Genomic DNA, 20,707 nt, shown 5'->3' with positions numbered 1-20,707 from the left:
TCACGAGAGAGGCGTGGGGGTCAAACGACGTCGTCGTCGCCTTCGGTTGCGGCTTCGCGCGCCGCTTGTTCCTCGGGTTCTTCGCCGACGATCCACGCGACCTCGGCCCACAAGGCATCGAGGTCGAGCTCGAGTCCTTCACATCCAGGGAGCCTCAGCTTTCCCTCGGAGACGGAGGCATCGAGGACGTAACGACCATCCGCGCCGAGCTCGTAGAGCTCGAGCACTCGCGCTTCCGGGTCGACGAGCAGGTAGAGCTTGACACCGAAGCGGGCGTACTCCGAGCGCTTGTCCAGTCGATCACGCCGGACGTCGCGGGGGCGCGGGGAGAGGACCTCGACGACGAGCAAAGGCGCGGTGCGGGAGAGAGAGCCGCGTCCGAGACGCGTCCCGGGGGCATACATGGACACGTCGGGCTTGCGGCCGCGTGTCTTCGAAACGCCGAGCTTGTGCTCGGAGCCAAGAACGGGCGCGCGACGCTCGGCTCCCCAGAGGCCGAGGATGCGGATGAGCCAGGCCACGACGGCCTCGTGCGGGTTGCTGGGCACTTCTTCCTCTTCCAGATGGCCATCGACGAGCTCGCCCGGCTCGTCCTCGTCCATGTCGGCCCATTCCTCGAGGGTCATGGGTTCCGGAGGGAGGATCTCAGCGGTCGCGAGAGAGCGCATGAGTGCAGTGTACCACGCAGAGAAAGCAGGGCACCACCGCCCTCCCGAAAAAAGGGCGGTCTGGATGTTCCCGGTCAAACCCCCGCAGCGTGGAGCGCAAGCACGATCGCCACGACGAGCAGCAACGCGCCAACGACATACAGCAGAATGGTCCGCGACCTCGCCGGCGCCACGCTCGGAAGGGCCATCGCCGCGGCCGTCGGCGCGGCGGCGGGCGCGGCCACGGGCGCCGCGCGTGTGTGCGGCGGGAGGGGAATGCCGCGCTTCTTGAGCCAGTCGCCGAGCGCTTCGTACATCTCGGCGGCGGTCTGGAAACGGGCGTCGGGATCACGCGACATGGCGCGGCGAATGATCGCCGAGAGCTCGGGATCGAGCGAAGGCAGGTGCGTCTCGGGCGGCGGCGGATCCTGCGAGACGACGCGGAACGCGAGCTCGACCGCGTTTTTCACGTCAAACGGGACCTTGCCCGTGACGCTTTCGTAGAGGATGACGCCCGCGGCATAGACGTCGCTACGCGGGTCGACCTTGTCGGAGCTGCGGATCTGCTCCGGCGACATGTACATCGGCGTGCCGACCATGGCCCCGGTACGCGTCAACGCCTGTCCCGCATTCGTGAGCTTCGAGGCGCCGAAATCGAGGATCTTGAGGAATCCGCGGCCCTCGGGGCCCGGCACGAGGAAGAGGTTCGCCGGCTTCAAGTCGCGGTGCACGATGCCGAGCTCGTGCGCCTTCGAGAGGCCGGCGAGGAGCTGGAGGACGAGGGAGACGGCCTCCTCCGACGGGAGCGGGCGGCGCTTGCGCAAAAGGTCGGCGAGCGTGCCGCCGTCGAGGTATTCGAGAACGATGAATCGTCCCTCGGGCGTAGCGCCCGCGCCATACACGTGGACGATGTGATCGGAGCCGATGCGGCTCGCGGCCTCGGCCTCGCGCTCGAATCGCTGGACGATCTCGGCGTTCTGGGAGAGCTCGCGATGCAGGATCTTCACCGCGACGCGATGGCCACGCACGTCGTCGATGGCCTCGTACACGGCGCTGACCGCGCCCTCGCCGAGGAATCGCACGACACGAAAGCGCCCCGCGACGAGATGACCAGGCTCGAGCTCCATGATGATCCCGTCAGGTCTCCAGGACGACGGCGCTCTTGGGATTCCAACCCACGACGACCGAGGTGCCATGCTCGATATGGCCGTGCGTGGCCGGCGGCTCGGTCGCGACGACACGCTCGCCGCCCGCGAGACGCACGACGGTCTTCCAGACGGAACCGACGAAAACGGTCTCCTCGACGGTCCCGGGGAGCGCGACGCCCTGAATTTCGCCGTCGTCCGCTTTGCGTACGGAGACCATTTCGGGGCGTACGCTCAAAGAGATGCGGTGGCCGGCTTCGAGGACGGCGTCGGGCTCGATCGGGATGCGCGCGCCGCCGAGGGAAAACGCGTGCGCGGAGCCATCACGGAAGACCTCGCCCGCGAGGAGGTTCGTCTCGCCGATGAAATCGGCGACGAAGCGGGTCTTCGGGCGGTTGTAAATGGCGACGGGCGCGTCGATCTGCTCGATCCGGCCGCCGTTCATGACCGCGACGCGGTCGCTCATGGTGAGCGCCTCCTCCTGGTCGTGCGTGACGTAAACGAACGTCATGCCGAGCTTGCGCTGGAGGCTCTTCAGCTCGAATTGCATCTCCTTGCGGAGCTTCAAGTCGAGGGCGCCGAGGGGCTCGTCGAGCAGGAGCACGGAGGGGCCATTGACGATCGCGCGCGCGACCGCAACGCGCTGCTGCTGGCCGCCGGAGAGCTCGCGCGGCTTGCGCGCGGCGAACGCGTCCATGCGCACCATGGCGAGGACCTCGGCCACTTTGCGCTCGATCTCGGCCTTGGGGAGGCGCTTCTGTTCGAGGCCATAAGCGACGTTCTGGCGCACGCTCATGTGCGGGAAGAGGGCGTAGCTCTGGAAGACCGTGTTGACGTCGCGCTTGTAAGGCGGGAGCGCGGAGACCTCGCGGCCGTCGAGGTAGATTTCGCCCGAAGTGGCCATCTCGAAGCCGCCGATCATGCGGAGTGTCGTGGTCTTGCCGCAGCCGCTCGGGCCGAGGAAGGTGAGGAATTCGCCCTTCTCGATGGATAGATCGAGCGATTTGACGACCTCGACGTCGCCGAAGCGCTTGACGACCTTGCGTAGCTCCACGATGCCCAAAACGATTACTCCTTGTCGCGGCCGCCGAGCGCGGTGCCGAGCAGGATGAGGCCGATCGATCCGGCGAAGACGAGGGTCGAGATCGCGTTGACCTCGGGAGAAATGCCCCGGCGCATCATGGCCCAGATCTGAATGGGGAGGGTGTTGTCGCCCGCGATGAGGAAAAACGTGACCGGAATCTCGTCGAGCGAGAGCGTGAACGAGAGGAGCGCCGAGCCGATGATGGCCGTCTTGATGTTCGGCAGGATGACCCGGAAGAACGTGGTGAGCGGCGGCGCGCCGAGATCCGCCGAGGCCTCTTCGAGCGATGGATCGAGGCGCCGGAGGCGGGCATAGACCTGCGTGAGCGTGATCGCGATGAGGAACGTGCCGTGGCCGATGAGGACGGCGAGGAGCGAGACAGGGACGCCAATGAGCGGAAAGAAGCTCAACATGGCGACGCCCGTGACGATGCCCGGCAAGGTGAGCGGCAAAAGGACGATCCGTTCGAGGAGCCGTTTGCCCGGGAACTCGTGGCGCGCGAGCGCAATGGCCCCGGGGACCCCGAGGAGGAGGCCGATCGAGGTGCCGCCGAGCGCGACGAGGAGGCTGATGCGGAGCGCCGACACGAGCTGCTCGTCCTCGAGCAGCATGCGATACCAGCGGAGGGAGAAGCCGCGCATCGGGAAGACGTTCACCGCGTCGGGGTTGAACGAATACACGACGACGACGACCATCGGCAGGTAGATGAACGCGAGGACGAACGCCGCCGCAGCGCCCACGAGGAGCGTCGGCAGATCGATGCGGGGGTTTGGGGGCAGAGCTCGGCTTGTCCGAGCGGAGCCCCCATGCGTAGACTGACGCGTCATCGCGCGCCTCCGAGGCGGCCGCGGCCCGATTCGAGGCTGGCGAACGATTTTTCGACGCGGGACGTCGTCTCCAGGAGCAGCACGACGACGACGAGCAGGACGATTCCGACGACGGAGCCGAGGGGACGATCGTTCGAGGTGCCGAAGAGGTTCTGCACGACGTTCGAGATCATGAGGTTGTCGGTGCCGCCGAGCAGGACGGGCGCGAGGAAATCGCCGAGCGTCAGGACGAACGCGAACGTGCCGCCCGCGATGACGCCGGGCAGCGAGAGCGGGAAGACGACGCGGAAGAACGTGGTCAGGCGACCGGCGCCGAGGTCCTTCGACGCCTCGACGAGCGAGCGGGGGATCTGCTCGAACGCCGTGTACACCGGCATGAGGACGAACGGCGTGTAGATGTGGACGAGGCCGATGATGATCGCCCATTCACTGTAGAGAAAGGCCTCGACGGGCGCATCCGTGATCTTCGCCCATTGCAGGAAGGAATTCAGGATTCCTTCGCGGCCGAGGATGATCTTCCACGCATACGCGCGGACGATGTAGCTCACCCAGAGCGGGACGATGATGAGGCTGTAGAGCAGCTCCTTCCCGCGGCGCACCTTGAACGCGATGAAGTACGCAAGCGGCACGCTGAAGAGCACGGAGAGGCTCGTGACGGTCAGCGCGATCTTGAAGGTGTAGAGCAGCGTGCTCCGGTAGAGGGTCTTCGTGAAAAAGGCCTTCCACGGGTCGAGCGTGGGCTCGAGGACGACGTTTCCGAGATCGTCGGATCCGAGGAAGCTCTGGAAAAACAGACCCAGGTACGGCAGGACGAGGAAGCAGAGCAGCCAGAGCGCAGGGGGCAGGACGAGGAACAGGAGCGCCCGCCTCTTCGGCGGGGTTTGCGTGTGTACCGTGGCCTTCGCGGCGGGCGCCGTATCCATGCTCGTTCGCCTACTTCGCGCTCTTCACCTCGTTCCAGAGCTCGTTGTACTTCTTGCGCTCCTTCACGTATTGCCAGAAGTTGAGGCGCTTGAAGTACGTCTCGCCCTCGGTGACACACGGGCTCTTCTTGAGGTCCTCGGACATGTGCTCCTTGGCCTTGGCATTCGCCACGCAATACCCGCCCGTCGCCTCGAAGACGAGCGCCTGGGCCTTCGGCGTCGTGACGTAATCGAGGTACGCGAGCGCGAGCTCCTTGTTCTTCGACGACGAGGTGATCATGAGCCGATCGATCCAGCCCGTCGCGCCCTCCTCCGGAATCACGCCCTTGAGGTTCAAGCCCTCCTTGTTGAGCGTGCCGACCGTGAGCGGCCAGCCGACGGCCAGGACGACCTCCTTGTTCTTGAAGAGATCGTTGAGCTCACCCGCGGTCGCCCAGTACTTGCGCACCTGGGGCTTGAGCTCGACGAGCTTCTTCTTCGCCTCGGCAAGCTGCTCGTCCGTCATGTTGTAGAGCGCCGCCGGGTTCGACTTGTCGAGCCCCATGATCTGGCCGACGAGATAGATGTTCGAGATGTCGTCCCAGAGGGTGACCTTGCCCTTGTATTGCGCGTCGTAGAAGACCTTCCAGCTCTTCGGCTCCTCCTTCACGACATTCGCGTCGTAAATGAGGTAATCAGGGCCCCAGGTGAACGGGACGCCGTAGAGCTTGCCGTCCTTCTTGACGTCGTCGAGGTTCTTCAGCGCGTCCGCGAGGTCGCCCCAGCTCGAGATCTTCGAGGTGTCGATGGGATCGACGAGGCCGCCCTGCATGAGCGTGTACGCGACGTCCGAGGACGGCGAGACGATATCGTAGACGCCGGGGCTCGACTTGAGCTTCGCCACGAGCTCGTCGCTCGAACCGAAATACGTGCCCTTGACGGTGACGCCGTATTTCTCCTCGAACCCCTTCGTGAACTTGGCATCGGCATACCCCTCCCACGCGAGGATGTTCAAGGTCTGACCCTTGAACTTCTGGGCAGGGTCGGCCGGCTTCTGCGCCGCGGGCGCCGCGCTGCCCGTCGGCGCCGCGCCCTCCGGCTTCTGTTCACCCGGGCGGCCACAGCCGAGCGCCGCGATCCCGAGCACGGCGAGGCCCGCCGCCGATACCCACGAAGACAAACGAATCATCGCGAATCCTCCAATCCCCACGGACGGGTCTATCCCCGGTACGAAATGACGGTCTTGCGCTCGCTGTACTCTTCCATCGCGTAACGGACGCCCTCGCGGCCGAGGCCAGACTCCTTCACGCCGCCATAAGGCATGTGATCGGCGCGATAGGTGGGGACCTCGTTGATCATGACGCCGCCGACCTCGAGATCCTCGGCCGCACGACGCGCGACACGCAAGCTGTCGGTGAAAACGCCCGCCTGGAGGCCGTACTTGGAACGATTGACCGCCTCGATGGCCTCGCCGACGTCGCGATAGGTGAGCAGGTTGAGCACCGGGCCGAAGACCTCCTCGCGCACGATCGCGAGCGCCTCGCCCGGACGATCGATGACCGTCGGCTGGACGAGGTTGCCCTCGCGTTTGCCGCCGCAAAGGACGTTCGCGCCCGACTTCTGCGCTTCGTCGATCCACGTCGTGATGCGCTCGGCCGCCTTGCCGTCGATGACCGGGCCGACGAGCACGCCCTCGGCGCGCGGATCGCCGGTCTTGATGCGAGCGACCTCCTCGATCAAGAAGCCGCGGAACGCCTCCTCGACGCTCTCCTCGACCCAGACGTTTTGCACGGAAATGCAGACCTGGCCGGCATACGCGAATGCGCCGTACGCGACGCGGGAAGCGGCGCGGACGAGGTCGGCCCCGCTGTGGACGATGACCGCAGCATTGCCGCCGAGCTCGAGCACGGTGCGCTTGCCGCGCGCCATGCTCTGGATGCTCCAGCCGACGGAGGCGCTGCCCGTGAAGCTGACGACGCCGACACGCGGGTCACGAATCGCGCGCCCCGTGACCTCGTTCGGCGCGGTGATCGTCTGGAGCGCGGCGAGCGGGATGGTCTCGCGGCTCTCGGAGACCTCGTTCGCCGCCGCCTCGAAGACCTCGGCGAGGAGGCGGACCGCGCCCGGGGTCTGCGGCGCCGGCTTGACGAGCACGGGCGCGCCGATCGCGAGCGCAGGTACGACCTTGTGCGCGACGAGGTTCAGCGGGAAGTTGAACGGCGTGATCGCGAGGACGGGCCCACGCGGGACGAAGAGGCTCGTGCCCGGCTCGTACGCGCGGCCCGCCGCGTCGATGTCGACGGGGAAGACCTCGCCGCCGTAACGCTTGGCCTCCTCGGCGCCGACGATGAAGGTGGTGATCGCGCGGGACACCTCGGCGTCCGCGAGCGCCGCGGGTTTGCCAGCCTCGTCGACGATCGACGCGACGAACTTCGCCCGCTCCTCGTCGATCCGTCGCGCCATCGCGGCGAGGAGGCGGCTGCGCAGGTACCGGCTCGTCTTGCGGAAACGTGTCTGCGCGGCCTTCGCAGCGCAAAGCGCGCGCTCCATGAGCGCGTCATCCGCCTCCTCCGCGACCGCGACGATGCGGCCGCTGTAGGGGGACTTGATGGTGTGCGTGCGGGACGACTCCCGCCACGCGCCGTCAATGAAGAGCAAGTGCCGGCTCATGCGCTCCTCCCGAGTTCTGCGAGCCCCGCTTCAAGGACCACGAGCCCTTCGTCGAGCTCAGTGTCTTCGAGGGTGAGCGGCGGGGCGAGGCGAATGACGTTGCCGTACGTGCCAGCGCCGAGGACGACGACGCCGTGCTGATAACAGTACTTCGCGAGCGCTTGCGCCGAGGCCTTGTCCGGCTCCCGCGTGTGGGGATCTTTCACCAGCTCGATGGCCCGCATGGGGCCGATGCCGCGGACGTCGCCGATGATCGGGAAACGCTCTTTCCACGCGAGGAGGCGCGCGCCGATGGTCTCGCCGACGGCGTGGATGCGCTTCAAGAGCGCGCCGCCGTCGGCCTCGAAGCGATCGATCACGGCGAGCGCGGCCGCGCAGGCGACGGGGTTTCCGCCGAACGTGCCGCCAATCGCGCCCTCGATGGGCGCATCCATGATCTCGGCGCGGCCGACGACCGCGGAGATCGGCAGGCCCGAGCCGAGGCCCTTCGCGAGCGTGACGAGGTCGGGCTCGATGCCGTAGTGCTCGCACGCGAAGAGCTTGCCGGTGCGGCCGAACCCGGTCTGGATCTCGTCGACGATGAGGACGATGCCGTGCTGCTTGCAGAAGCTCGCGAGCTCTTTGACGAAAGCCACGGGCGCGTCGATGAAGCCGCCCTCGCCGAGGACGAGCTCGATGACGACCGCGGCGACGTTGTTCGCGCCGACGTGGTGCAGGACGAGCTCGGAGAGCTCGCGCATGGCCCACGCGGAGGCGTCGGGCTCGGGCGAGCGGTAGGCGTAGGGGAACGGCGTACGGTAGACCTCGGGGACGAACGGCGCGAAGCCCTGCCGATAACCGACCTTGCTGGTCATCGTCATCGCGAGGAACGTGCGGCCGTGGAAGGCGTGGTCGAAGACGACGACGCCCTGCCGCTTCGTGTGGGCGCGGGCGATCTTGACGGCGTTCTCCACGGCCTCGGCGCCGCTGTTCGCGAGGAAGGCTTTCTTCGCGAAGGCGCCGGGCGTGATGCGGTTCAGGCGCTCGCAGAGCGCGACGTAGCCCTCGTACGGGACGACGTTGAAGCTCGTGTGCAAGAACCGTTCAGCCTGCGTCTGCACGGCCCGCACGACGTCCTCCGGCGTGTGGCCGAGGTTCGCCACGGCGATACCGGAGGCGAAATCGAGCAGTCGATTGCCGTCGACGTCCTCGATCACCGCGCCGTGCGCCTTCGCCACGAAGATGGGCGTCCCATGGAACGGCCCCCGGGCGACCGCCGCGCGGCGCTGTTCCATGAGCGCCCGGCTCCGAGGCCCCGGGATCTCGGTCTTCAATTCGATCCGCATGCGGTCTCTCCCAAAAAAACGTCGGCTAGTACCAGCCGAGCGGGGCCTCGTCCAGATTGATGTTGACCTGCTTGGTCTCGAGATACGCCTCGATGCCGTAGAGCCCGAGCTCACGCCCGGTGCCGCTCTGCTTGTAGCCGCCCCAGGGCATCTCGTTGAACGTCGGATGATACGTGTTCACCCACGTGATGCCGGCGCGAAGCTCGCGGATCACGCGGTGCGCGCGCGTGAGGTTCTTCGTCCAGACCGCCGCCGCGAGGCCGTACTCGGTGTCGTTCGCGAGCGCGATGGCCTCCTCCTCGGTGTCGAAGGGAAGCACGGCGAGAACCGGCCCGAAGATCTCCTCGCGCGCGATGCGCATCGAGGGCTTGACGTCGACGAAGATGGTGGGCTCGAGGAAGTGCCCGCTCGCGAGCGCAGGATCCGACGGACGCTTGCCGCCGCAGACGAGCCGCGCGCCCTCCTCGAGGCCGATGCGAACGTACGACTCGACCTTGTCGCGATGCGCGCCCGAGACGAGAGGTCCCATCTTCGTCGCGGGATCGAGGCCATGTCCGACCTTCACGCGCGGGATCTTCTCGACCATCGCGGCGACGAGGCGATCATGGATCGAGCGCTCGACGAGGAGGCGTGATCCCGCGGAGCAAACCTCGCCCTGGTTCGCGAAGGCGCCGAAGAGCGCGCCGTCGACGGCGGCCTCGAAATCGGCGTCGGCGAAGACGATGTTCGGGTTCTTGCCGCCGAGCTCGAGCGTGACCTTCTTCAAGTTGGTCGCGGAAGCCTGGAGGATCTTGCGGCCCGTGACGGTGCCGCCGGTGAAAGCGACCTTGTCGACGCGCGGGCTCTCGGCGAGCTCTTCGCCCGCGCCGGCGCCGGGGCCCGTGAGGATGTTGACGACGCCGGGCGGGAAACCGACCTCGGTGACGATGCGGCCGAGCTCCAGGGCCGTGAGGGGCGTGAGCTCCGACGGTTTGAGCACACAGGTGTTGCCGGCCGCGAGGGCGGGCGCGAGCTTCCAGGCCGCCATGAGGAGCGGGTAGTTCCAGGGGATGATCTGGCCGCAGACGCCGACGGGCTCGCGGACGACGAAGCTCACGCTGTTCGCCGGGACGTTCATGGTCTCGCCGGCGATCTTGGTGGCGAGGCCGCCGTAGAACTCGAAGCAGTTGGCGGCGTCGGCGACGTCGAACTGGGCCTCGGCGAGGGGCTTGCCACAGCTCTGGACCTCGAGGCGCGCGAGGGCGTCGGCCTCCTTGGTGATGGCCTCGGCGAGCTTGAAGAGGAGCTTCGCGCGGTCGAGCGCGGAGGTTTTGCGCCAGGGGCCGTTGTCGAATGCCGCACGCGCCGCGTCGATGGCGGCCCGCGCGTCCTCCCGGGAGGCTTCGGGGACCGTGGCGACGATCTCGCCATTGGCCGGGTCGCGAAGCTCGCGCGTCTGACCGGAGACGCTGTCCACCCAATTCCCACCGATGAGCATCTGATAGCGTTTCATTGCGCGGCCCTCTCCTCCCCTCGGAAGGCGGGCAGTCTACCCGGGATGAGGACCACGGCGGGAGAAAAAAGGGCGCGAGGGCGGACGAGGAACCGACGCGGACGGACCCGGCAGGCGTGAGCGCGGGGGCAGGCGCGGGGGCGGGGGCAAACGAGGGGGCGGGGTGCGCTCGCGAGGGCCTGCACGGCTGGCCGCGAGGAGCAAGCGCGCAGCCGGATTGGCGGGGCTCGTTCGAGCGTCGCAATGGTACGCTCGCCATTTCAATCATACGTCGGATCGATTCATCCCGCCGCCGTCTCGTCCCCCTCCTCGCTCGCCGCCCCCGCCCGGCTCACCTTCCGGAAAAACTGACCCGCCCAGTCGCGCGGCAAACCTCGCTCCCGCGCGCGGGCCGACAATGCCTCGTGCAATCCGTCCCGCTCGCGCGTGAGCCCCTCGGCGAGCTCTTCCCGGCCGATGCGCGCCTCGCCGCGCACCGTGGCGACCGCCGTGGTCCTCTTGAGCGCCGCGTCTGCCGCCTTCGCCCAGGGTTCGAGTCCCGCGCGGTGCTTATCGAGGATCGGATCCTTCGAATCGAGCCATCCGATCACGCGCGCGACTTGCTTGGGTAACGCCTGGCGGATGAATTTGCTGACGGGGACCGAGAAAAACTGCGACCACCGCGCCGCCCCGCGTTCCTTGCCCACGGCGAGGAAAAGCTCGTCCCCGAATCGCTGGCAAGCACGATCGAGCCGCGTATTGGCGATGGTACGCGCGGCGTCCGCGTCCGCCTGCGCCTCGCGAGCCGAGCGCTCCTTTGTACGAACGACCTCGATCATCGCGAGCCAGCCGTCCGTGAGGAAAAGGAGATCGTGCGCATCGGGGTCGGCCTTCAGTCCGGAGCGCGTGAAAAAGACCTCGGCCTCGGCTTCGTCGAGCAGCAGCGTGGGCGGGATCTTGCGGGGATGGGACATGGGAACCTCCAGAAAGGGGTCACGTGTGAAACGTCGTGAGGCAGACGCTCCGGCCGAGGCGACGATGCAAGGGGAGCACACTATCGACGGAAAACTCCCCGGTGAGCGTCACGAGACCCGCGTGCAGCCGTTGCAAGGCGCAGTGTGCGCGTACGAATGCCGCTTGCACGCGTTGCAAGCGGCATTCGGACACTCCGAGAGGCGTTTGCAACGCTTGCAAGCGGCGTTCGGACACTCCGAGAGGCGTTTGCAACGCTTGCAGACGGGTCTCGGAGCGGTGCAAATGCCGTTTGCAACCGTTGCACGCGGCATTCGGACGTCACCGACGGCGTTTGCAACCCTTGCAAGCGGCGTTCGGACGTGACGGTTACGCGTTTTCCGCGAGAACCTCGGCCATCGAGCCGACCGTAGCCGCCCGGACGAGCCAGCGCTGGAGCGTTTCGAGCTCGACGCAGGACCGGACGCGCTCGCGGTCGTCGTCCGAGCACGGGATCCCCCGGGCCGCGACGATGGCGAGTAGGCTGTTTTGCAGGCTCGTGAGGGCTTGCTCTGCCTTCGCCTGGGCTTGCTCCGCTTGCGCCTCGGCCTGCTCTGCCTTCGCCTGGGCTTGCTCCACTTGCGCCTCGGCCTGCTCGGCCTTCGCCTCCAAGCTCTGCATCATGCCCTGGAGGCGCCCGATGAGGTCCTCCGTCCCGAAAATCGCGGCCATTCCGTAGAAAAACTCGAGCTTGCCCTTCTCGATGGCCAGGTCGAGGCCCAGCACGCCCGAGGCGTATCGCCCCGCCTGCGGCACGATGCGCTGATATCGACGCGCCTCCGGGGCCGGGAGGCGGAAGCCGTGGAGTTGCTGCTTCTTGCGGTCGTAGACGAAATATTCGGGGATCCCGAGGCGCGCGTACCGCTCCACGTTGTCGACGAGGTCCTTCTTGCGGCGACCTTCGTAGAGGACCTCGATGACCAGGTCGAGCCCTCGCCCCTCGTCGGCCACGACCCACGCCATCCGCTCGTCGTCCTCGGGCTCGGGGACGTCGACGACGGCGAGGATGTCCGGGCAGAACGCGCGCTCGCCGGGGTAGAGGACGCTGAGTTCTCCCTCGGTGAGATAGATGCGTCGGCCAATCGCGTCGAAGTGCCTGCGGAGGCGGTCGGTCGCGCGGCGCTTGGCGAGATTATGGGGCTGACCGTTCCCGTCGTTCCATCGCGGATCCGAGAACGCTACGACGACCTCGTCAATGAACCGCTCGCGAGCCTGGGGTGTCATGGCGCGCCAAGCCCCCGCCGATGGGGTCACGGGCGGTTCAGGCAGGGCGTCCTCGCTCGTCTCGACCGGAGGTGCCATGACGAACGTATACCACGTCCCCCGATCCACGTACTCTCCCCCAATGTCCACCATCCCGCACCCCCTCCCCCTCTCCCTCGAAGCCGCGCAGGCGCTCTTCACCGGGGACGCGTCCTTTGCGGACGTGCGTGGAGTGCTTCTCTGCTTCGTGATGATTCCGGTCGAGGAGCGCATCGGTGAGTGGCGCTTCGCCGGCGTGGCAAGCCGAGCGGTGGAGATCGTGCAGGTCCTCGACCACTTCATCCACGCGATGTCGATGAGCCCGGGGATCAAGGATCCGGCGCTCGATATGCTGAGCTCGTCCGCGATGATGATCTGGGACGGAGTGGTCGATACGTGGTCGTACGGGCACCTACCGCTCGAAGAGATCGGCAAGCACGAGGTGGTCCTTCTGGCGGAAGGAGGCGCGCCCTACGACGACTTCGGCCTGTGTATCGTGGAGATCCCGTCGCTCGAAGGGTCTCCCTTCGAAAACCGCGCCCCTGAGACCACGCGGCCCGAGGCGTGGGAAGCGGCGATGCAGGCCATGGAGGACGAAGACGACGAGGAATGACCTCGCCGAACGAATTCAGCGTCTTCCGCCGCCGCCTCGACGACCCCCGCCACCCATGCGACCACGTCCGCCCCCCTTCCCCGCCGGCTTCTTTTGCGGCGGCGGCGCGGGCGGCGGCTCCTTCGTATACGCGATCAGCACGGCCCGCCCGCCCCTGAATTCGGGCGTGATCTGCGTGTATCCGTTGATCTTTCCGAACCCCTCCATGTCACCCTTGTGCTCGCCCATCCATTCGCTGAAGCGCTTCCAGAGGTCGCGCGCCGCCTCTTCAGGCAGCGCGACGCCGTCCACGAATGCGGCGAGGTTACCGGGCTCAGTCGTCATTGGATTCCGTACTCCTTGAGGCGCCTGTAAAACGTGCGGCGGGGCAAACCCACGAGGCGCGCGGCCTTCACGCGGTTCCAGTTCGAGGCCTGGAGCGCCGAGAGGATACGCTCGCGCTCGTCGGCCTTGTGGGCTTCGAGCGAGGAGAGCTTGCGCGAGGGCTCGGGCGAAACGCTGCGCGGGCCTTCACGGAGGCTCTCCGGCGGAGGGGGCGGGCGCGGGGCGAGGCGGGCCTCCGGGAGCTCGAAATCCTCGGGCTCGAGCTCCGCTTGATCGGAGAGGACCCACGCATTCAAGAGGACGTTCTCGAGCTGGCGCACATTGCCCGGCCAGCTATGCCCCATCAGCCGGCGAAGCGCAGCCCGCGAGACGCTCCGGCGCTCACGACCATAACGAGCCGCAAAGATGCCGAGGAAATGGTCGATCAAGATCGGGATGTCCTCGATGCGCTCGCGCAAAGGCGGGACGCGGACCTCGACGACGTGCAGGCGGTAAAGGAGGTCCTCGCGGAACGTGCCGGCCGCGGTCATCGCCACGAGATCCCGGTGCGTCGCGGCGACGACGCGCGTGTTGACCGGCTCCTCGCGCGCGCCGCCGACCGGGCGGACGACCTTTTCTTGCAAGACGCGGAGGAGGCCGGCCTGCATCTTCGGCGGCATTTCGCCGATCTCGTCGAGCAGGATCGTGCCGCCCTCGGCCTCGCGGAAGAGGCCGCGGCGATCCCGGTCGGCGCCGGTGAAGGCGCCTCGCATGTGGCCGAAGAGCTCGCTCTCGAGGAGGTGCTCGGGAATGGCGCCGACGTTGATGCCCACGAAAGGCTTCTTGGCGCGCGGGCCAGCATTGTGGATGGCCCGCGCGACGACTTCCTTGCCCGTGCCGCTTTCGCCGATGACGAGGACCGGGATGTCCGTGTCCTTCACGCGGTCGATGAGCGCGTAGACGCGGCGCATGGCCTCGCTGCGGCCGACGAGGCCCTCGTAGCCGAAATGCCCCTTGATGACCGCGCGCGCCGAGCGGAGGTCACGCTTCGTGGCCTTGAGCTCCTCGGTGCGCAGGCCGAGCAGCTCTTCGAGCTCGGCACGGGCAGCCTCGAGGTCGCGGTTCGCCCGTTCGAGCTCCTCGCTCTTCTTTTCGAGCTCGCGCGCGCGCCGCGCGTTCTCGCCGACGAGGCGCGCCGTCTCGATGGTGATCGCTACCTGATCGGCGAGCGCGACGAGCGTGGGGAGCTCGTCCGTGAAGCCCATCGCAGGGCGGAGGCGCGTCTCCAGGTAGAGCGCGCCGATCACCTCGCCACCCCGCGCGCGGATGGGCACGCACGCGATCGACTGGAGCATGAGCTGGTGGACCGAGACATACCCAGCCATGCGGTCATCCTCGCGCGCGCTCACCGTGACGATGGGCTCGCCGACATGGACGACACGCTCGGCGATCGACTGCGAGAACCGCGCGTGCGCGTCGTCGCCCTCACGGCCGCGGAAGGCATGGACCGAGAGCGCGAAGGGCAGCGGCGCCGAAGGATCGGCCTCGTCGCGCGGCTGCGTGCTCTTCAGGATGACGAAGCCACGCTCCGCGCCGAGCAGGGCGATCGCGTGATCGGTGACCTTCTCGAGCAGGCGCGCGAGATCGACCTCGCCCGCGATGGCGCGGTTGATCTCCAGGATGCGCGCGAGGCGCTCCTCCGTGGGAGCCTTGCGGATCGCCGCGAGCGTGCTCGAAGGCGAGGCGTTCGGCGACGCGGCCGTCGTGGCCTGCTGCGGCGTGTGCACGGAGGGCATGCAGAGCGCGCGCAGGGCGCGGCGGCGCGGGTCGTCCCAGAAGACCTCGCGCAGGTCGCGCGGCAAGACCGAGGCGATCTCCTCGAGGACGGCGAGCGCGGCCTCCCGATCACGGCGCGCGAGCATGGGCTTGCCGCCGTCCTCGTGCAGGGCCGCGCGCGCTTCGAGGGCGCGGGCGATGAAGTCCTTCTGGCCCGAGGCGCGCGCCGCTTCGAGCGCCTCCTCGCAATGCGCCGCGGCCTGTCGTTCGTCACCGCGAAGCGTGGCCACGCGGCCGCGCGCGAGCGAGAGGAGCGGGCGATGCGCCGAGCCGCCCCCGAGCGCCGCGGATGCACGCTCGATCTCGGCTTCGAGATCGTGCACGTCATCGCTGGGGGTCACAGGCGCGATAAGGACACGTTCGAGCCGCGCTTCGGCCGCGTCGACGCCCCGGCCGAGGCTCTCCCAGCTCTCGGCACACGCGCGGCAGAGGCGCTCGGCCGCGGCGGGATCTCCGGAGCGCGCGGCATGTTCGGCTTCGAGCGAGAGGAGCTGCGCGCGTTGGCTCAGGCCGAGCTCGCTGCGCTGGAGCGCGAGCTGGTCGATGGAGACGCGCGCCCGCGCGAGTCGGCCAAGGTAGAGCTCCAGGTTCGCGAGGTTGAGGAGCGCCTGGCGAAGCGTGGGGACACGGCCCGAGCGGTGGCCCATGTCGACCGCCGCTTCGAGGTGCATGAGCGCGGCCGCGAGGTCGCCCTGCCCCTTGGCGATGCCCGCGAGGTTCAAGCGTGTCGTGGCCACGCTGCCCGCGTCACCGGCTTGCTCCGCCGCGGTGAGGGCTTCTTCGTAAGCGGCCTTGGCGGGGTCGAGCTGATCGTCACGCTGGAGCGCGAAGGCGAGTGAGCCAAGCGCGACGGAGAGGATCCGCGGCTCGCCGACGGCGCGCGCGAGGCGGACGGCGCGCGCGAGCGTGCGCTTGGCGTCCTCGTGCCGCGCGGAAAAGCTCTGCGCGAGGCCCGAGACGGCGAGCGCGTCCGCGGCGATCGCAAGCATGGCGAGCGCGCGGCGGCCTTCCGCGCGTGGCAGCGGGGCGGCGTCGTCCGCGGCCGCCGAGAGGCCCGTGCGTTCGGACGCGGCGCCGGCCTGGGTCTCGGCGCCCGCGTAGTCGCCGGCGCGGAGGAGCGCGCGCGACGCGTGGAGGCAATACGAGGCTGCGATCTCGGCGTCGGCCGCGAGGGCTTCGTCGTGCACGCGTTCAAGCTCGGCGATCGCGCGCATGGCATCGCCGCGGCTCGTGAACAGGCGCGCGCGGGCGATCGCCACGGCCGGCGAGGGGTCGTCTTCGAGACGCGCGAGCACCTCGGCGGCCTCGTCGACGTGGCCCCGATCGAGCAGCTTCATCGCGCGCTCGCGATCGGTGCCGCGCTCGTCCTCCTCGGCGAGGAGACGATCGACGTCAGCAGGGCTCGCGACGGGGGCGCGCGCGATCGCCTCGACGATCGCGCGGATCTTCCCGGGCAAATGGCCCGCGCGCCGCGCCACGTGATCCGCGACGACGTCGCCGAGCGAAGGGATCGCCGAGCGCACGAGGTCACGCGCGCGCGACTCGTCGAGCGGCGGGACGGCGAAGAGCTCGAGCGTCGGGCCCGGCAGATTCGGCAGGCGCTCGGGGTCGAAGGTCACGACGACGCGGGCGCCGGCCTCGCGCAGCGACGCGAGGCGCGTCAGGTCGGATTTGGCGAGGCGATCGGCGTCATCCACGAGGACGATCGCACCTTGCGGCTCTCCCGCCCCCACGAGCTCGAGATCCATCGCGTGCCCCGGATCGGGCGCGACCGCGGCCTCGACCCAGGCCACGCCGCGTCCCTTCACGCCGAGCCACCACGCGACGCGTCGAAGAAGCGTGCTCTTGCCCGCGCCCGGCAGACCCGTGACCACGATGCCGCCGCCCGAGCGCAACGCCTCGATCTGCGCGTCGAGCGCGGCGGCATGCTCGTCGAGACCGACGATCGGCCAGACGAGCGCGTCACGCGAGGCGAACGATTCGGGCATCGGCAGGGAGGCGGCGCGGCGGATGGCGCTCGCGAGCTCGTCCGCGCTCGGGAAGCGGCTCGTCGGATCGGCCGCCGTGGCGCGACGCTCGACGTCTTCGAGCGCCGATACGACGGCCGGATCGAGCGCGGGCCCGACCGCCACGAGCGCCTCGCGCAGCGTGACGCCGAGCGCGTAGATCTCCACGCGCACGCCGAGCGGCGCGCCCGAGAGCAGCTCCGGGGCGGCGTACCGCGGCGTCATGCCCGACGGGAGCTCGCCGCCTTCGCGGAAGTTCGCCGCGAGCCCGAGGTCGACGAGCGTCGCCTTGCCGTCCGGCCCGACGATGATGTTCGCGGGCTTCAGATCGCCGTGCAGCAAGAGCGCACGGTGGAGCCGCGTGAGCTGATCGGCGGCCTGCGCGATCGCGTCGAGGATCTCGAGGGGCTCATCGGGTTCGGCGAACCGCGCGGCCAGGCTCTTGCCGACCACGAGCTCCCGCACGAGGTACGCGCGGCGGCTGTTCGGCAGACGTCCGAAGCCGAGGATGCGCGGCACGCCGAGGCCTTCGAGGCCGGAGAGCGCGACGGCTTCGCGGACGAGGGCGAGCATTTCCGCCTCGTTCGCGCCCTCGGCGAGGACCTTCACGGCGACGGTCACGCCGGTGATGCGGTCTTTCGCGGACCAGACCTCTCCACCGCCGCCCTTGCCAAGGGGTGCGATAGGCTCGTATCGGGGCGGGAGCTGCAACGTTCCCTGGGCTCCTCTTCCTTAGCTTAGAGGATGTAGTCGATGCTGGCGCCGAAGTACACGCCCGAGCTAATGGCGAAGCCCACGTCGGCGCGCGCCTGGAGCATCTTGATGGGTTTGTAGCGGAAGCTCACCTGCGGAAGGGCGATCCACGGGAAAATGAAGGGCTTCGAGCCGCCGTTCGCCCAGCTCGGCTCGGCGTAGTTGCCGAAGTGGCCGTTGTCGTTCGCGCAGTAGATGCCGTCCGGCTCGCCTTGGGCCGTGCAGTCGTTCCACTGCGACGGGACCCCGGGATCGTTCCCCGAGCCCGGGTAGACCTGCCGCCGATAGAGATCACCGATCACGCCGCCGATGCCCACGCCGCCGCCGAAGAGCAGGGAGAAGCGGCTCCGCTTGTCGAGCGGCACTTCGTAGAGGATCTCGACCTTGCCGAAAATCACGGCGAGATCACTCTGCACGCGCTCGTACGCCGTGTCCGGCTGGGCCTTGCCTTTGAAGAGCATCTCGGCGCTCGAGTAGTCGGCGTACGAGAGCGAGAAGATGTATTCGAGCCTGTCGCGGCGCGTGCCGAACTCGAGGCCCCCCATCGGCACGCCCACCGTCGCGCCGCCGTCGAGGAAGATGTTCAGGATCCCCTTCGGGATGATGGCGTGGCGGTAGCGGAGGCCGACGTAGCGGTACGCCTTCGTGGGATCCTCTGTCGTGTCCCAGATCCCGGTGTCGCCGCTCTCCGCCGTTTTCTTCTCCTTCTCGCCCGGCATCTTGTCGCCGGCCGCCGCCTCCTCCTTGTCGTTCGCCTTTCCGGCCAGCGTATCTTCGGCGTCCTTGTCGAACCCGTCCTCGGAGGCCTGCGCATACGCGGTGCCGGTCACGAAGAGGGACGCGCCAAGGGTCAGGAGGGCGAAGCGTGCAAGCAGGGCCTTCTGGAACATGGGACGCTCTTTCGTCGGTGTGTTCGAAGAAGAAGAAGGACGCCGAGACAGTACACGAGCCCGCCCGTCTTGAAAGCCCCCCCCGACGCACAACCCGCCAAGAGGCCCAAGGAGTGATCCATCCCACCTGAAGACGTGCACGTGCCATCCATTTCGGGATCTGCATCGCGCGGCTTCCCGGTTTTCCGGGAAAACGAAGGCGCGCGCAAGCCCCGAATGACCGGGAAGTGCTCGGCGCGTTGCATGCTCGGCACATTCTTGTAGGTAATCGGAGGGTACCGATGATCCTGCATCAACTCCGGGTCGAACAGGCGATCGATCGCGACGCGCGCGGGCGTTTCGTGAAGGAGCTGTGCATCGTACGGGGGGGCGCAGCCGATGACGGGATTCCGCTGGCGATGGTACGAAAGCGCTCAGCGGAGCTCGGCGGGACACGAGGGAGCGTGCTCCTCATTCACGGCTACGGGCAGAATCGGTACGCCTGGCATCTGCCCGCCCGGAGCCTCTCGAACTACCTGGCCCGCGAGGGCTTCGACGTCTTCAATCTGGACCTGCGTGGCCACGGCCGTTCCCGACATCTCGGCGCGCGGCGGCCGACGGACGTGAGCGAGTTCGTGAAGCAAGATGTGCCCTGGGCGCTCGAAGAGGTGCAGCGCCTCGCCGGTCCGCGGCCGGTGTTCCTCCTGGGGCACTCGCTCGGGGGGCTCGTCAGTTACGCGTCGGCGCCGCTCGCCCACGGCGCGGTGGCGGGCGTCGTGACCCTCGGCAGCCCGTACCATTTCACGCGCGGCTCGCTGCCGCTCACGCTGGCGGGGCACGTGCTCCTCGCCGTGGACCGGCGCATGTCGTTCGGGCATGGCGCGCTCGGGCTGCGCGCCTTCGGCGAGGTCGTCAGGCTCGCGCGCGTGCTCGTGGAGAGCCCCATTTTCCCCCTGCCGATCCGCGGCTTCCGGCCCGGATCGATGGAGCCCGTGGTGCTCTCGCAGCACATGTCGCTGGCGATGGATAGCGGCAGCATCACGGTGCTCCGGAACATGTTCCTCGCGGCGGCGGAGGCGCGGCAGAGCGGGCATCGGCTCGGCGGTTTGTCCGGATTCGTCGAGGGCTTCGAGGCGATGGACGTGCCGCTGCTCGTGGTCGCGGGCGAGAGCGACGACCTCGCGCCGCCGGCGTCGGTGGAGCCCGCGTATCGATCGAGCCGCTCGCGGGACAAGACGTACCGCATATTCCCGCAAGGGCACATCGATCTGATCATGGGCAGCCGCTCGACGCACACGGTATGGCCACTGCTCGCGCGGTGGCTCGGCGCGCGCGTCGCCCATTGAAGAAAGACCGATCGAGGAAAACGCGCGGGGGCTCGGCACGGCCTCGCGCGCCGCGCCCCCGCGCGCAAAGATTGCATTCACCAGTTGACGGTGATCGCCAGCGGATCGGTGGAGGACGGGGGCGCCGAATCCGGCGCGGGTTCCTCGGGCTGGCGGAGGACGACGCGGATCGGGCGCGGCGGCGGCGGCGTCGATTCTGCCTTGCGCCCGAGGGCCACGGCCACGGTGATGTCGGTGACGGGCATGATGACCTCGGCCCACGGGACGTAGCCCGGCGAAATGGCGCGCAGGACCCGCCAGCGCAGCTCGCACGGAATGCGCCCGCGATGCGGCCCGATCGAGATCAGCGTATCGTCGAGATAAATGCGCGCATCCGGGGGCGTGACATGGACGCAAAGCAGGACCGTGGAATCGGGCAACGCCTCGGCCGAGCGCTGGGTCCTGGGCTGGGTCGACGGCGGATCGTCGTCGGATTCAGGAACGCCCGGTACGCAGCGATTGGCGAGGCCGTTCGAGTGCATTCGCTCCCCTCCCGAGCACACGCGCGGGAAAAATCCGGCGCAAATGGCTCTGCAGGACTGTGACAAACGTAACCACAAACGCAAATCGAACCCACGCTTTTAGGGGAGGACGGGGGCCGGAGGCCGCCCTCGCTGA

17 protein-coding genes are annotated in these 20,707 nt (G+C 68.3%); 2 read left to right on the top strand and 15 right to left on the bottom strand.

The features are described from left to right. Window positions 1-20: 20 nt before the first annotated feature. From KEG38_RS14605 to KEG38_RS14555, 11 genes are all read right to left on the bottom strand, one after another. Window positions 21-626 (bottom strand): Uma2 family endonuclease, encoded by a 606-nt coding sequence (locus KEG38_RS14605; RefSeq protein ID WP_272420043.1) that lies wholly within the window; start codon window positions 624-626, stop codon window positions 21-23. A 116-nt stretch (window positions 627-742) separates the two neighbouring features. Further along, the gene (locus KEG38_RS14600; protein WP_272420042.1) at window positions 743-1,774 is read right to left on the bottom strand and encodes a serine/threonine-protein kinase; all 1,032 of its coding nucleotides are present in this window, start codon (window positions 1,772-1,774) and stop codon (window positions 743-745) included. Window positions 1,775-1,784: 10 nt separating this feature from the next. Then, window positions 1,785-2,846 (bottom strand): ABC transporter ATP-binding protein, encoded by a 1,062-nt coding sequence (locus KEG38_RS14595; protein WP_272420041.1) that lies wholly within the window; start codon window positions 2,844-2,846, stop codon window positions 1,785-1,787. A gap of 14 nt (window positions 2,847-2,860) precedes the next feature. Beyond that, window positions 2,861-3,703: an ABC transporter permease gene (locus KEG38_RS14590; RefSeq protein WP_272420040.1), complete on the bottom strand. Its 843-nt coding sequence runs from the start codon at window positions 3,701-3,703 to the stop codon at window positions 2,861-2,863. Beyond that, window positions 3,700-4,626 carry an ABC transporter permease gene (locus tag KEG38_RS14585; RefSeq protein ID WP_272420039.1) on the bottom strand — a complete coding sequence of 309 codons (927 nt, stop codon included), beginning with the start codon at window positions 4,624-4,626 and terminating at the stop codon, window positions 3,700-3,702. Before KEG38_RS14585 ends, KEG38_RS14590 begins: the two co-directional genes overlap by 4 nt. Window positions 4,627-4,636: 10 nt before the next feature. After that, complete coding sequence (locus KEG38_RS14580; protein ID WP_272420038.1) at window positions 4,637-5,794, bottom strand: ABC transporter substrate-binding protein; 1,158 nt, start codon at window positions 5,792-5,794, stop codon at window positions 4,637-4,639. 29 nt (window positions 5,795-5,823) lie between these two features. Continuing rightward, window positions 5,824-7,275, bottom strand: a complete 1,452-nt coding sequence (locus tag KEG38_RS14575; RefSeq protein ID WP_272420037.1) for an aldehyde dehydrogenase family protein — start codon at window positions 7,273-7,275, stop codon at window positions 5,824-5,826. Then, a complete protein-coding gene (gabT, locus tag KEG38_RS14570; RefSeq protein ID WP_272420036.1) occupies window positions 7,272-8,600 on the bottom strand; it encodes a 4-aminobutyrate--2-oxoglutarate transaminase in 1,329 nt (442 codons plus the stop codon). Before gabT ends, KEG38_RS14575 begins: the two co-directional genes overlap by 4 nt. Before the next feature lie 25 nt (window positions 8,601-8,625). Further along, entirely contained in the window at window positions 8,626-10,092 is a 1,467-nt protein-coding gene (locus KEG38_RS14565) for an aldehyde dehydrogenase family protein (RefSeq protein WP_272420035.1), read from the bottom strand. A 281-nt stretch (window positions 10,093-10,373) separates the two neighbouring features. Then, window positions 10,374-11,045 carry a hypothetical protein gene (locus tag KEG38_RS14560; protein ID WP_272420034.1) on the bottom strand — a complete coding sequence of 224 codons (672 nt, stop codon included), beginning with the start codon at window positions 11,043-11,045 and terminating at the stop codon, window positions 10,374-10,376. Window positions 11,046-11,412: 367 nt separating this feature from the next. Next, on the bottom strand, window positions 11,413-12,384 hold the full coding sequence (locus KEG38_RS14555) for a Uma2 family endonuclease (protein ID WP_272420033.1): 972 nt from the start codon (window positions 12,382-12,384) through the stop codon (window positions 11,413-11,415). A gap of 43 nt (window positions 12,385-12,427) precedes the next feature. Between KEG38_RS14555 and KEG38_RS14550 the strand changes: the two genes are divergently transcribed. Next, window positions 12,428-12,937, top strand: coding sequence for a hypothetical protein (locus KEG38_RS14550; RefSeq protein ID WP_272420032.1), 510 nt, complete (start codon window positions 12,428-12,430; stop codon window positions 12,935-12,937). A 15-nt stretch (window positions 12,938-12,952) separates the two neighbouring features. Here KEG38_RS14550 and KEG38_RS14545 read toward each other — a convergent pair whose 3' ends face one another. From KEG38_RS14545 to KEG38_RS14535, 3 genes are read right to left on the bottom strand one after another with little or no spacing between them, the layout of a single operon-like run. After that, entirely contained in the window at window positions 12,953-13,261 is a 309-nt protein-coding gene (locus KEG38_RS14545; RefSeq protein ID WP_272420031.1) for a hypothetical protein, read from the bottom strand. After that, entirely contained in the window at window positions 13,258-17,793 is a 4,536-nt protein-coding gene (locus KEG38_RS14540) for a sigma 54-interacting transcriptional regulator (protein ID WP_272420030.1), read from the bottom strand. Before KEG38_RS14540 ends, KEG38_RS14545 begins: the two co-directional genes overlap by 4 nt. Window positions 17,794-17,819: 26 nt before the next feature. After that, window positions 17,820-18,725 (bottom strand): hypothetical protein, encoded by a 906-nt coding sequence (locus KEG38_RS14535; protein WP_272420029.1) that lies wholly within the window; start codon window positions 18,723-18,725, stop codon window positions 17,820-17,822. Between the two features lie 281 nt (window positions 18,726-19,006). Between KEG38_RS14535 and KEG38_RS14530 the strand changes: the two genes are divergently transcribed. After that, on the top strand, window positions 19,007-20,050 hold the full coding sequence (locus KEG38_RS14530; RefSeq protein ID WP_272420028.1) for an alpha/beta hydrolase: 1,044 nt from the start codon (window positions 19,007-19,009) through the stop codon (window positions 20,048-20,050). 77 nt (window positions 20,051-20,127) lie between these two features. On the opposite strand, the gene KEG38_RS14525 is transcribed toward KEG38_RS14530, so the two are convergent. Further along, a complete protein-coding gene (locus KEG38_RS14525; RefSeq protein WP_272420027.1) occupies window positions 20,128-20,571 on the bottom strand; it encodes a hypothetical protein in 444 nt (147 codons plus the stop codon). Between the last annotated feature and the right edge of the window lie 136 nt (window positions 20,572-20,707).

The sequence above is a fragment of the Polyangium jinanense genome (assembly GCF_028435265.1).
Classification (GTDB): domain Bacteria; phylum Myxococcota_A; class Polyangia; order Polyangiales; family Polyangiaceae; genus Polyangium; species Polyangium jinanense.
The sequence above is the reverse complement of the archived record's forward strand: the minus strand, read 5'-3'. Positions and strand labels throughout refer to the sequence as shown.

Excerpts from the sequence above, each read along its gene's own strand:
- KEG38_RS14560 (WP_272420034.1), bottom strand. The coding sequence starts at position 11,045 with ATGTCCCATCCCCGCAAGATCCCGCCCACGCTGCTGCTCGACGAAGCC.
- KEG38_RS14550 (WP_272420032.1), top strand. The coding sequence starts at position 12,428 with ATGTCCACCATCCCGCACCCCCTCCCCCTCTCCCTCGAAGCCGCGCAG.
- KEG38_RS14555 (WP_272420033.1), bottom strand. The coding sequence starts at position 12,384 with ATGGCACCTCCGGTCGAGACGAGCGAGGACGCCCTGCCTGAACCGCCC.
- KEG38_RS14575 (WP_272420037.1), bottom strand. The coding sequence starts at position 7,275 with ATGAGCCGGCACTTGCTCTTCATTGACGGCGCGTGGCGGGAGTCGTCC.
- KEG38_RS14590 (WP_272420040.1), bottom strand. The coding sequence starts at position 3,703 with ATGACGCGTCAGTCTACGCATGGGGGCTCCGCTCGGACAAGCCGAGCT.
- KEG38_RS14600 (WP_272420042.1), bottom strand. The coding sequence starts at position 1,774 with ATGGAGCTCGAGCCTGGTCATCTCGTCGCGGGGCGCTTTCGTGTCGTG.
- KEG38_RS14530 (WP_272420028.1), top strand. The coding sequence starts at position 19,007 with ATGATCCTGCATCAACTCCGGGTCGAACAGGCGATCGATCGCGACGCG.
- KEG38_RS14580 (WP_272420038.1), bottom strand. The coding sequence starts at position 5,794 with ATGATTCGTTTGTCTTCGTGGGTATCGGCGGCGGGCCTCGCCGTGCTC.
- KEG38_RS14585 (WP_272420039.1), bottom strand. The coding sequence starts at position 4,626 with ATGGATACGGCGCCCGCCGCGAAGGCCACGGTACACACGCAAACCCCG.
- KEG38_RS14525 (WP_272420027.1), bottom strand. The coding sequence starts at position 20,571 with ATGCACTCGAACGGCCTCGCCAATCGCTGCGTACCGGGCGTTCCTGAA.
- gabT (WP_272420036.1), bottom strand. The coding sequence starts at position 8,600 with ATGCGGATCGAATTGAAGACCGAGATCCCGGGGCCTCGGAGCCGGGCG.
- KEG38_RS14535 (WP_272420029.1), bottom strand. The coding sequence starts at position 18,725 with ATGTTCCAGAAGGCCCTGCTTGCACGCTTCGCCCTCCTGACCCTTGGC.
- KEG38_RS14565 (WP_272420035.1), bottom strand. The coding sequence starts at position 10,092 with ATGAAACGCTATCAGATGCTCATCGGTGGGAATTGGGTGGACAGCGTC.
- KEG38_RS14545 (WP_272420031.1), bottom strand. The coding sequence starts at position 13,261 with ATGACGACTGAGCCCGGTAACCTCGCCGCATTCGTGGACGGCGTCGCG.
- KEG38_RS14605 (WP_272420043.1), bottom strand. The coding sequence starts at position 626 with ATGACCCTCGAGGAATGGGCCGACATGGACGAGGACGAGCCGGGCGAG.